Source organism: Clostridium sp. CM039 (genome assembly GCF_055081075.1).
Genome location: NZ_CM143649.1, coordinates 2357249 through 2368998, shown reverse-complemented (window position 1 = coordinate 2368998; position 11750 = coordinate 2357249). Strand labels below are relative to the sequence as shown.

Sequence of the window (11750 nt, the reverse complement as noted above, 5' to 3'; positions counted from 1 at the left end):
AAGAAATTTCCAAGTATTAAAGGGACCTATAGTTCATACAATTCAATGGAAAAAAATCCATTTACCAAATTAGTATAGTTTAGGTTATAATATATCTAAGTCACAACAGTTAAATAATGTGGAATATGGAGGTCTTGTCAAATGAATAAGAAATTAGTCTTAGGTGTAATGTTAACAGTAAGTTTGTTTGTAACACCTATAAAAAATGTATATGCTGATTCATATAAGAGTGTTACTATAGGGGATGATTTGACGAATCAACAGAAAGAAAACATGCTAAAGTATTTTGATGTAGATAGGAATAGTGCGAGTGTTGTTGAAGTTACAGCTAGTGAAGAGAAGAAATATCTGGGAGATACAGTATCTAGAGCTCAATTAGGTAATAAGGCGATATCATGTTCTTATATTGAGCCAACAACTACTGGTGGTTTAGTAGTCAATACAAATAATGTAACTTGGGTAAATGCTAGTATGATAAAGAATGCCCTAATTACAGCAGGAATTGAGAATGCTAATGTTAAAGTTTCTGCACCATTCACTGTATCCGGTACGGCAGCTATGACTGGCATATTAAAGGGATTTGAAAATAGTAAAGACGGTAAGAAATTAGATGAAAGTACAAAGAAAACAGCTAATGAAGAGGTCGCAGTTACAGGCAAACTAGGTGAAAAAATTGGACAAGATAAAGCAGCGGGATTAATCAATGAAGTAAAGAGTGAAGTTATAAAAGATAAACCTAAGAATGAGGCAGGTATAACAAAAATAGTAAATAATGTAACAAATAATTACAATTACAATCTGTCTAAAGATGATGTAAGTGGTATTGTTGGATTAATGAAAAATGTAAATAAATTAAACTTGGATTACAGCAAAGTAAAAGGACAGCTTGAGGGTGTAGCTAGTACAATGAAAAATACATTAGAGAGTGATAAGGCTAAAAGTTGGTTCTCAAGTGTATGTGATTCTATTGGAAATTTCTTTAAGGGAGTATCAGATAGTTTAAAATCATAAATGAGATGAGTGTGGGAGGTATAAGTTTAATAATAAAAAGGTAGACTTGAAAAGTGGTAACAGGGGTTCACTGGTTATTAGAGATGTCTTCTGTATTTAAGGAAGGCACCTTTATATAGTGGATTACACCCATCAGGCTTCGCCTCCACCATACATAAACAACAATTTTGTACAAATGAAAACCCTTGAATTCAGGGGTTTTCGTTGTTTTTTGGTGAAAATATAAGGCGAAACTTATGATTTGACCATAAGTTTTTGGGGTAAATTAAAATAAATGCATACTAAAATAAACCCCTACCGTAGAATATCTTGAATTTACGTAAGCTGACATCGCTGAAAAGAGGGGAGGATACTGACAGACCTATAGACCTGATGGACACCGTGCTTCGCAGACGGTTTTTAAGGAAATTTAGCACGCTCTCTTGACAACTTAAAACAAATATGACATTATATTATTAATAGACAGACAGTCAGTCTGTTGTAAGGAGATGTACAAATGAGGATAGTAAAAGAAGCTGAAGAACGCAGGAAAGAAATACTTGACGCGGCGGATGAGCTTTTCTGTCAGAAGGGCTTTGACGGCACAAGCACAAACGATATTATCGAAAAGGTCGGAATTGCGCGGGGAACACTATATTACCACTTCAAGTCGAAGGAGGGCATTATGGACGTGCTGATTGAGCGATATAACGTCCGTATTTTAGGCGCGGCGCAGAAAATTGCCGCAGACAAGAGCATGCCCGTAAACAAGCGCATTATGCGCGTTGTAATGGCACTGAACATAAGTGGCGGAAGCGGCAAGGAAATTATGGAGCACATTCACAAGCCACAGAACGCGCTTATGCATCAGAAAATACAAAAGGTAATATTAAACGGTGTTACGCCGATACTGACGGGAATAATCTGCGAGGGCATTGAGCAGGGACTGTTCAGCACGCCGTTCCCGTATGAATGCGTGGAAATGGTTATGTCATATACAAATACCGTTTTTGATGATGATATGGTTAAAATGACAAGCGCGGAGCGCGCTTCACGCATACAGGCGTTTGTTTTCAATGTAGAAAGGCTGCTCGGTGCCGAAAGTGGAAGTCTTATGTACGTTATGCAGATGTTTGGTAGCGGAGATGGAGGCAGCAATGAATAATTCGGGAAAATCCTTCGGAAAATTTCTGATTATCTGGCTGGGGGAACTGATATCTAATATCGGTACTGGAATGACGGCCTTTGGTCTTGGAGTGTATGTGTGGCAGCTGACACATTCAGCGGTGGATGTCTCAATGGTGGAAATGGCGGCGCTTCTGCCGATGATTTTATTAAGTCCGGCTGCGGGGGTTCTTGCAGACCGATTTGATAGAAGACTGCTCATGATACTGGGAGATATTGTATCAGCGTTTGGGCTGATTGTTATGCTGGGGCTTATGAACAAAGGGCATATTCAGGTGTGGCAAATCTGCCTTTGTGTGGGATTTAGTTCAGCATTTGTAGCATTGCTCGATCCGGCATATAAAGCAACAATTACGGATTTACTGACAGAGGATGACTATGCAAAAGCAAGTGGAATGGTGTCAATTGCATCCTCTTCCAAGTTTTTGATTTCACCGATTATTGGCGGTTTAATTCTGGCAGCTTCCGGTATGGAAGTGATACTTACCATTGATATTCTGACTTCTGTTGTAACGGTTGTTGCAATCTTTACCGTAAGAAAATCTCTTGCGGTAAAGTCACAGGTTAAGAAAGAAATGAGTTTTTTCAAGGACTTAAAAGAAGGATGGCAGATTATTATCCAGGCTAAGGGAGTCATGCTATTAATTATACTTGTTTCCGTCTTAATGTTTTATATGGGATTTATTCAGGTCCTGTCAAAACCAATGATCCTATCCTTTGCCAGTGAGAAAACAACTGGAATTCTGCAGACAGTAGTTGCCTGCGGTATGATGGTGTCCAGTATCATGATTGGTAGTGGAATATTAAAGAGCAAATATGTAAATGTCATGGTGGCAAGCTTTATTGCGAGTGGTATTACTATGGCAGGATTTGGTGCAACGACAAGCATGACCGTCATTATTATTTCTGGATTTTTATTCTTTGCTTCGCTACCATATGCGACTGCAAGTATTGATGTTCTCATAAGAAAATCCATTGATAATGATAAGCAGGGTAGGGCATGGGGACTTATTTCTTTGATTTCACAGCTGGGATATGTAATTGCTTATATTTTGGCAGGTGTTCTTGCAGATTATGTATTTAATCCAGCACTGGTAGAAGGCGGTGTGCTGGCGGATACTGTTGGAAAAGTCATAGGAACTGGTGAAACAAGAGGAATCGGATTCTTACTAATCCTTGCCGGAATAGGCCTTGTAATTACGGCACTGATTGTATCTAAATCAAAGACTATCCGTGGAATGGATTCCAAGAAAGAAGCAGAAGGTAGTTTGGAGGCAGAACAATCATTTAATGATGAGAGCTTTCGAAGCAAAGATATATAGTCAGAAGGAGAAAAAATAATGTTTTTTAAAATTGTAAAGAATGATTTCAGCAGGAAGAAAATCATAACTGTGACAGTATCTGTGTTTATAACCATGGCAGTTATTTTAGGAGCTAGTGCAACAAATATCATTGCAAATCTGATTCAGTCGATGTCCCAGTTGCAGGAACGTGCAGTCCCAGCTGACATTACTCAGATGCATTCCGGAAAATATGATCAGGCAGAAATCGATAAATTTACGAAAGAGCAGCGTGAGAATATAGCGAAGCAGGAGACGATGGTTCTTCTGGATTTTGATGGAGGGAATATCCATTTTGGCAAAAATAAAACGATGGCTGGAACGGTACAGGATATTTCATTTGTTGTACAGAATAAGAAATTTGATTTTATATTGGATCTGGATAATGAAAAGCTGGAGGTAAAGGCAGGTGAAGTGGCGGTTCCCATCTACTTCATGGAAAAACATGACTTGAAAATAGGTGATCCGATTACGGTGAAAAGTGAAGGATACCTGAAAGAGTTTGTCATTTCAAATTATGCAAGAGATTATGAGATGAACTCTTCCCTTACGTCTTCGAAGCGGTTTGTTATTAATCAGGCGGACTATGATGAAATGATTGAAAAGCAGGCAGGGGAAGTGGAATATCTTATTGAATTTAAACTGAATGAAAACGGGGATTCTCAGGCTGCTTTGACTGCATATATGGTTGCAGGTCTTCCGGCAAACGGTCCGACAGTGGTCGGAAAGATATTTATGGTGTTTAATGCTATGTCAGATGCGGCAGTTGCGATGGTAATTATACTTATCAGTATTCTGCTGATTATTATAGCGACCTGCTGTATCAGACTTACCTTTCTGGCAACTATTGATGAAGATTTAAGAGAAATTGGTGTTATGAAAGCGATGGGAATATCTAAAAAGGATATAAAGAAGGTATATCTTATCAAATACAGGGTTATGTCAGTAGTAGCCGGTATAATAGGCTATCTGCTTTCCTTTGTAGTGGTAAATCTGTTTAACGGTAAAATGAGACTTTATATATCTTCGGATTTATCAGGAAACTTAAAATATGTACTATCTCTTACAGTTCCATTATTTGTATATTCTATAATTGTGATGTACTGCAAGAAAGTGCTGAAAAAAATAGATAAGATTTCTGCGGTGGAGGCATTGCGTTCAGACATCATGGAACGTGGAAAGAACCGGAAATACAGTTTTCCACTGCTTAGCAACAAATTCCTGCGCACCAATGTTTACATGGGAATTAGGGATGTATGGAAGCGTTTCAAATTATACAGGTTACTGATTTTTATTTTTGCTGTATGTACGGTTATTGTAATTCTTCCGTTAAATATGTATAACACCATGAACTCACGGTCATTTTCCACATACATGGGAATAGGAAAATGCGACATGAGAATCGATCTTCGAAAGACAGATACGATTACAGAAGATTTTAAAAAGCTGCAGGAAGAGTTGAAGAATGATTCGGATATTGAAAAGTATGCGGCCTACATAACATGTTCATACCAGGTCAAAAATGCGAAAGGTTCCTGGGACTATATTAATATTGAAACCGGAGATTTTTCTGTATTTCCATTAAATTATGTGGAAGGGAGAGCAACGAAGGGTGAAGGGGAAATCTCAGTTTCCTATGCAAATGCGTCAAAAGACGGATTAAACAAGAAAGTGGGAGATGAAATAGTAGTAAAGGCTTTCGAGGCAGAGAAGACTATGAAAATATGTGGTATTTATCAAGATATTACAAATGGTGGTAAAACATCGAAAGCGGATACCAGTCTTGGTTTAAATGAAGATGCCGTTCTTTGGTATATTGTGAACATGGATGTGGTTAAAGGTGTTGATATTAGAAAGAAAATGAACTACTATCAGAATACCTATGATTCTGCGCAGGTAAATGATATCAAAGAATATACTGGGCAGACTCTTGGAAATATCATTGATCAGATGAGCATAATTGTTATAGGCTCAATCGCAATTGCAGTAATAATTGTTATACTTATAACTGCATTATTCATTAAGATGTTATTGTCAAAGGATATGTCCCAGATTGCAATCATGCGGTGTGTGGGATTAACTTCTAAAAATGTTAAACATCAATATATGGCAGGAACTTTGATGGTACTGATATTGGGAATCATACTTGGAGTGCTGGCTTCTGATTATTTAGGGGAGTTTCTTGTAAGTTTGGCAATGTCGCCAATGGGGGCTGCAAGAATTCAATTTGTTAATGTTGCATGGCAGACCTTACTGCTATGTCCGTTAGCGTTGATTTTAGTAGTTGGAGTTACTATATCTGTGTGTTGCACGGTAACAGTAGAAGATGATTTATCTGTAACTTTAAGAAGTTAGAACTGCTGAAAAATAAGGCATTCCGGGATGTCACTGTGGATATAGACTTTGATTTGAATATTTTACATTGGAGGAATATATATGAGCAATATATTGGAAGCTAGAAGTATGAACAAAAAAGTAGAGTTATGGAAAGACAATGAGCTTCATATCTTAAAGGATGTAAACTTTGCGATAGAAAAAGGTGAATTCGTTACGGTCATGGGGCCATCTGGAAGTGGGAAGTCAACACTGCTATATAATGTAAGCGGTATGGATAGAATTACTTCTGGCAGTGTGAAATTTAAAGGCAGTGAAATGGTTGGACTAAAAGAAGAAGAACTGGCGAAGATTAGGCTTAATAACATGGGATTTATCTTTCAGGATATTAATCTTTTAAAGAATCTGTCAGTGATTGACAATGTTATGTTTCCTGCCTTTGTATCAAAAGATGCGGATAAAAATATGGTAAATCAAAAAGCAAAAAAGCTACTTAAAATGACAGGAATTGAAAAGCTTGCAGATAATAATATCATCCAGGCATCTGGTGGACAGCTGCAGAGAGTCGGCATCTGTAGAGCGCTTATAAATGATCCGGATATCATATTTGGAGACGAACCGACCGGAGCATTAGATTCCAATTCGGCAGCAGAGATTATGTCAATTCTTGCAGGGATAAATAAAAAAGGAACAACCATAATGCTCGTTACGCATGATGTAAAGGTGGCAGCAAAAACCGAAAGAATATTGTATATGGTAGATGGAAATATAGTTGCACAGAAGAAAATGCGTAAATACGATACGCAGCATGACGATATTAAGGAAAGGGAAGAAAGCATTATGAAATGGTTAGTGGAAAATGGATTCTAATTTTTCATTGGCATTCACATAAAGTTCGTATAGAAAATTTATTAGGTAAGTTCGAAATGAAAAGTTCTTAAGAATGTATGTAAGGAAAGACTTAAGATAATTCATAAAGAAAGTTCCTGATAAAGAAGAAAGATAACTATTTGAATAAAGGAGCTATTGATATATGAATTTTTATTTCGCACCTATGGAAGGGTTGACTGGGTACATTTATAGAAATGCCCATAACACTTTTTTTAATAATATAGATAAATACTTTTCACCTTTTATTGTTGCAAATCAAAGCGAAAGTTTTAAAACTCGGGAATTAAATGATATTTTGCCTGAAAACAACCAAGGACTAGTTTTGATTCCACAATTACTAACCAATAATGCAAAAGATTTTATTCATACTTCAAAGAAGATAAAGATGTTAGGATATAATGAGATCAATTTAAATTTAGGATGTCCCTCTAGAACTGTAGTTTCAAAAAATAGAGGATCTGGATTTCTTTCAAAAAAAGAAGAACTTGATGTGTTTTTAGACGAAATTTTCTCTCAATCGATAACAAAAATCTCACTAAAAACCAGGATAGGAAAAGACCGACCTGAAGAATTTTATGATTTAATTGAAATATTTAACAAGTACCCTATAGAAGAGCTTATTATTCATCCAAGGATTCAAAAAGATTTTTATAAAAATAAGCCTAATCTGAAAATCTTTAAGGAAGCCTTGAATTTAAGTAAAAATCCTGTTTGCTATAATGGTGACATTTTTACAATCAAAGATTACAAGGAGTTTTCAGCTGATTTCCCTAATGTAGATACTTTAATGTTTGGCAGGGGATTATTAGCCAATCCTGGACTGAACAGCTACATTACAAATAATATTAAACTTGAAAAAAAATTGCTGAAAGACTTTCATGATAAAATTTATGAAGATTATAAAAGAATACTCTTTGGAGAGAGGAATGTCTTGTTTAAAATGAAAGAATTATGGTTTTATATGATTCCGGCGTTTTCTGATAATGTAAAGTATGCAAAAAAGATTAAGAAATCAGAAAGATTATATGATTACGATGAGGCTGTTTCAAGCTTGTTCAGAGAACAGGATGTTTTAGAAAATTGAGCTGAAAGTCATTAAATTATAGGTTAGAATGGAATAAATGCACACCGCTACGGATTTTGAACTTAGGGGTGTGCATTTTTAGCGTACTCATCATGAATACGATATAAGATCTCAATCATTCTTATTGCTAATCTACCAGAAAAAGAATATTGCAAGCCAGCAAGTTCTGTTAAATCAGTGAAGCACAGAAAGAAAATATTATATTTTTATAGGTTATCTAAAAAAAAGTCTTATGTATTTAATTTCCTATTATTCCATAAAACATTAGGGTTTGCATATCTTGAATATATTTATCGGAAACCTTACTATAATTAACATTACTTTCGGCAATTGATATTATCTCTATAAATCTCATAATTGTATCAGTTGGAATTGTCTTATCTATGGTTCCATCATCTTTACCTACTTCAATATAATCCCTAAATAATTCAAACTTATTTTTGTTTACACTCTCTGTAATAAGCTTAATTAGAACTTTATCATTTAGAGCCTCCAGGGTAAAATATTCACTTAAAGATTTACTTATGTAATTAGAACATAAAGAAAGAGCCTTAAGTATTTTTTCTTTAAAGTTCATATCGGTATAAAGCAATTTTCTTGCGGCCTCTAATACATCTCCCATAAGAGAATTAACACATTCAGCGACTAAGGCATCTTTATTCCCAAAATAATTATAGATTGAAACTTGTGATACATTGGCTTGGGAAGCGATTTCTTTGACATTTACATTTACAAATCCTTTTTCTTTAAACAACCCATTAGCAGCATTTACTATTGATAACTTTTTTTTATTTGTTCTAATCTCATATTTATTCATTTGGACCTCCAATACGTAAGTTTTTATTCAATTATATCATAACAGTTTTGAAATATAAGATTGATATTTCAAAACTATTGAATTGGGAATAATTAAATGTTATAGTTAATTTGAAATATGTACATATGTATTTCAAAACTTTAAGTGAGGTGGATGTATTGAAAAATGTAATATACTACTTTAGTGGAACGGGAAATAGTTTAGCTATAGCAAAGCATATTGGTAAATATTTAAAGGATACTGAGGTTGTGCATATTTTAGCTTTAAATAACTCTATAGAAATAGATAGCAGTTATGAAAGAATTGGGTTTGTATTTCCGGTGTATGAATTGTACATGCCAAATGTAATGAAGGAAATTTTAAATAAACTTAAGTTCCAATCTAATCAATATGTTTTTGGAGTAGCTTCTTTTGCAGGTTCTAGAGGGATGGCATTGCAACAACTTAGGGAGATAGTAGATAAAAATGGTGGAAAACTAGCTGCTGAATTTAAAATAAGAATGCCTGGAAATTGGATTGTGGAATATGGTGGATTTCCAAATTTTCTTTGTAAGTTTCTATACAAAGGAGAAGGTAAAAAAATAGTAAAGATTATTTCAATAATAGATAAAAGGGAAAGAACAGCAATAATAAAAGCAAATATATTAGCTAAATTATTTAATAAAAATTCATTAGAAAGATTAGCAGCTCTGAAAAGTAGAGATGGCGAATTTAAAGTAAATAATAATTGTACACATTGTAAGATATGTAAGAGCATTTGTCCTATGGGTAATATTACAATGTTAAATGATATTCCTACTTGGAATAATAACTGCGAACAATGTATGGATTGTATTCAATGGTGTCCAGTGAGAGCTATTGAATACTCCAATAAGAATAACAATAGAAAGCGTTATTCGCACCCGGAAATAAAAGCAGAAGACCTTATGCTAAATAAAGTTAAGGAAATAAAGGAGTAGATTTATGAAGAGAGATGGGGCGAAAAGAGCAACTGGATAATTTTTATATGTAAAAAATATTAGTGAAATATAGGGTTGTTTTTAATAGAAATATGTAGTGGATTTTAAAGGTTGTGCTTCGCTCCCATAAATCCTGAACAGAGATGCTCAGGATTTTTTTATGCCTTAATTTAAAACATAAACATAGTAGTCTGTAATACTCCATTAATTAACAAAAGTGTGCACTGAAATAGTGTACGGTTTTATATTGTGCGCCCGGCATGGGCGCAATCTAATGGGTGAAAGTCCCTAGCACGGGTTAATAGTGCCAAGTGCATAGCTTAAGACAAGGGTGTCCATCGTGAGATGGAATCTGAAGGAAGTTGGCGGCCAAACTCCGGTCTGACGAACAGAAACTACATATAAGGCATATGCTTGTGGGTAAGTTTGCAATACAAAACGAAGCCCAAAACTATTCGAAACAAGTGGTGTAAATGTAGCAGATAGATGGAGTGAAAGATTGCGTTCTTACCCGGGGAGATCTGATAGGTAAGTTGTGGATATGAATTTAGAAATAACAACCCATACAGTGATGTATGGCTGAACTATCAGAAGTCAGCAGACGTCATAGTACCATGCAAAACGCGTTAGCGTGGGAAGGACTGAACAATAGGAGGTTTGGAATTTTGAAGGATACGAGAAAATATGATAAAAGCAGACAACTTCATAAAGAAGGCTCTCTACGAGAGAATAGAGTGGAACTCGAAGGTAATGTAGAAGTGCATAGTATTTCCTCTATGTCAGAAGAAGGAAGAAACGATGTGAATGAATATGATAATGGTTTACTCGAGCAGATATTATCGAGAGATAATATGAATAAAGCATATAAAAGAGTAAAAGCCAATAAAGGAAGTCATGGGATTGATGGTTTGACAGTAGATGAACTTCTACATTATCTAAAAGAGCATGGACAAGAATTAAGGCAATCATTATTAGAAAGTAGATATAGACCTCTAGCCGTAAGAAGGGTAGAAATACCAAAACCTGACGGTGGAATTAGGCTACTTGGAATACCTACTGTATTAGATAGAGTTATTCAACAAGCGATATCACAAACTCTAATACCAATATATGAAAAGAAATTTTCTGATAATAGTTACGGTTTTAGACCTTTAAGAAGTGGAAAACAAGCTGTTGAAAAATGTAGGGGATATATTAATGCTGGACATACATGGACGGTGAATATAGACCTTTCTAAATACTTTGATACGATAAATCATGATAAATTAATAAGGATACTATCGGAAGATATTAAAGATAGTAGAGTAATTTCTCTGATACGAAAGTATCTACAAAGTGGAGTGATGATAAATGGGGTATTTATGAATACAGAAGAAGGAGCACCTCAAGGCGGGCCTTTGTCCCCATTATTAAGTAACGTAATGTTACATGAACTCGATGTAGAACTAACAAAACGAGGACTAAACTTTTGTAGATATGCTGATGATGCGAATATATACGTCAAAAGTGAGAAATCAGCAAATAGAGTAATGAAGAGTATTACGAGATTTATTGAGGAAAAGTTAAAGCTTAGAGTGAATAAAGAAAAGAGTACAGTAGATAGACCTTGGAAACTTAAATTTTTAGGATTTTCATTTTACCGAGCAAAAGGTGAATACAGAATGAGAGTTCCTCAAAAACCTATAATCAAATTCAAAGCAAAGCTAAAAGAATTAACTTCAAGAAGTAATGCGATGAGCATGAAATATAGGTTTATGAAACTTAAGCAAGTGATAGTTGGATGGATAAATTATTTTGCTATTGCAGACATTAAAAGTATTCTTAAAACACTTGATGAATGGTTAAGGCGAAGAATTAGAATGTGTTTTTGGAAACAATGGAAAAAGATTAAAACAAAATATGGGAACCTTGTTAAATTAGGAATACCAAACAATAAAGCTTTGCAATATGCAAATACAAGGAAAGGCTATTGGAGAACATCCAATAGCCCTATATTAAACAAAACATTGACCAATAAATACCTTAAAAATATAGGATTAGTTTCTATATCTGAGACATATTTATTAAAACATTAATTTCTATTGAACCGCCGTGTACCGAACGGTATGCACGGTGGTGTGAGAGGTCGCTAAATAAATTAATTATTTAGC

9 protein-coding genes are annotated in these 11750 nt (G+C 34.9%); 8 read left to right on the top strand and 1 reads right to left on the bottom strand.

The features are described 5' to 3' along the window. Nucleotides 1-141: 141 nt before the first annotated feature. The 6 genes from ACWJJ2_RS11220 (at nucleotide 142) to ACWJJ2_RS11195 (ending at nucleotide 7824) form a co-directional block, all read left to right on the top strand. Nucleotides 142-1011 carry a DUF1002 domain-containing protein gene (locus tag ACWJJ2_RS11220; RefSeq protein WP_216302271.1) on the top strand — a complete coding sequence of 290 codons (870 nt, stop codon included), beginning with the start codon at nucleotides 142-144 and terminating at the stop codon, nucleotides 1009-1011. 496 nt (nucleotides 1012-1507) lie between these two features. Then, on the top strand, nucleotides 1508-2155 hold the full coding sequence (locus ACWJJ2_RS11215; protein WP_220287718.1) for a TetR/AcrR family transcriptional regulator: 648 nt from the start codon (nucleotides 1508-1510) through the stop codon (nucleotides 2153-2155). Then, on the top strand, nucleotides 2148-3497 hold the full coding sequence (locus ACWJJ2_RS11210) for an MFS transporter (protein ID WP_220287716.1): 1350 nt from the start codon (nucleotides 2148-2150) through the stop codon (nucleotides 3495-3497). The genes ACWJJ2_RS11215 and ACWJJ2_RS11210 overlap by 8 nt, the downstream gene beginning before the upstream one ends. Before the next feature lie 18 nt (nucleotides 3498-3515). Continuing rightward, entirely contained in the window at nucleotides 3516-5870 is a 2355-nt protein-coding gene (locus tag ACWJJ2_RS11205; protein ID WP_462953266.1) for an FtsX-like permease family protein, read from the top strand. A gap of 81 nt (nucleotides 5871-5951) precedes the next feature. Then, nucleotides 5952-6719: an ABC transporter ATP-binding protein gene (locus tag ACWJJ2_RS11200; RefSeq protein WP_462953265.1), complete on the top strand. Its 768-nt coding sequence runs from the start codon at nucleotides 5952-5954 to the stop codon at nucleotides 6717-6719. Nucleotides 6720-6882: 163 nt separating this feature from the next. After that, a complete protein-coding gene (locus ACWJJ2_RS11195) occupies nucleotides 6883-7824 on the top strand; it encodes a tRNA dihydrouridine synthase (protein WP_220287710.1) in 942 nt (313 codons plus the stop codon). Between the two features lie 238 nt (nucleotides 7825-8062). Here ACWJJ2_RS11195 and ACWJJ2_RS11190 read toward each other — a convergent pair whose 3' ends face one another. Further along, entirely contained in the window at nucleotides 8063-8641 is a 579-nt protein-coding gene (locus ACWJJ2_RS11190) for a TetR/AcrR family transcriptional regulator (RefSeq protein ID WP_462953264.1), read from the bottom strand. A gap of 158 nt (nucleotides 8642-8799) precedes the next feature. On the opposite strand from ACWJJ2_RS11190, the gene ACWJJ2_RS11185 reads away from it, so the two are divergent. Continuing rightward, complete coding sequence (locus ACWJJ2_RS11185; RefSeq protein WP_462953263.1) at nucleotides 8800-9600, top strand: EFR1 family ferrodoxin; 801 nt, start codon at nucleotides 8800-8802, stop codon at nucleotides 9598-9600. A gap of 665 nt (nucleotides 9601-10265) precedes the next feature. Then, a complete protein-coding gene (gene ltrA / locus ACWJJ2_RS11180) occupies nucleotides 10266-11675 on the top strand; it encodes a group II intron reverse transcriptase/maturase (RefSeq protein WP_462952630.1) in 1410 nt (469 codons plus the stop codon). Nucleotides 11676-11750 lie beyond the last annotated feature (75 nt).

What these genes read in the sequence shown, in the direction of transcription:
- ACWJJ2_RS11220 (WP_216302271.1), top strand. Translation starts at nt 142, where the DNA reads ATGAATAAGAAATTAGTCTTAGGTGTAATGTTAACAGTAAGTTTGTTT.
- ACWJJ2_RS11215 (WP_220287718.1), top strand. Translation starts at nt 1,508, where the DNA reads ATGAGGATAGTAAAAGAAGCTGAAGAACGCAGGAAAGAAATACTTGAC.
- ACWJJ2_RS11210 (WP_220287716.1), top strand. Translation starts at nt 2,148, where the DNA reads ATGAATAATTCGGGAAAATCCTTCGGAAAATTTCTGATTATCTGGCTG.
- ACWJJ2_RS11205 (WP_462953266.1), top strand. Translation starts at nt 3,516, where the DNA reads ATGTTTTTTAAAATTGTAAAGAATGATTTCAGCAGGAAGAAAATCATA.
- ACWJJ2_RS11200 (WP_462953265.1), top strand. Translation starts at nt 5,952, where the DNA reads ATGAGCAATATATTGGAAGCTAGAAGTATGAACAAAAAAGTAGAGTTA.
- ACWJJ2_RS11195 (WP_220287710.1), top strand. Translation starts at nt 6,883, where the DNA reads ATGAATTTTTATTTCGCACCTATGGAAGGGTTGACTGGGTACATTTAT.
- ACWJJ2_RS11190 (WP_462953264.1), bottom strand. Translation starts at nt 8,641, where the DNA reads ATGAATAAATATGAGATTAGAACAAATAAAAAAAAGTTATCAATAGTA.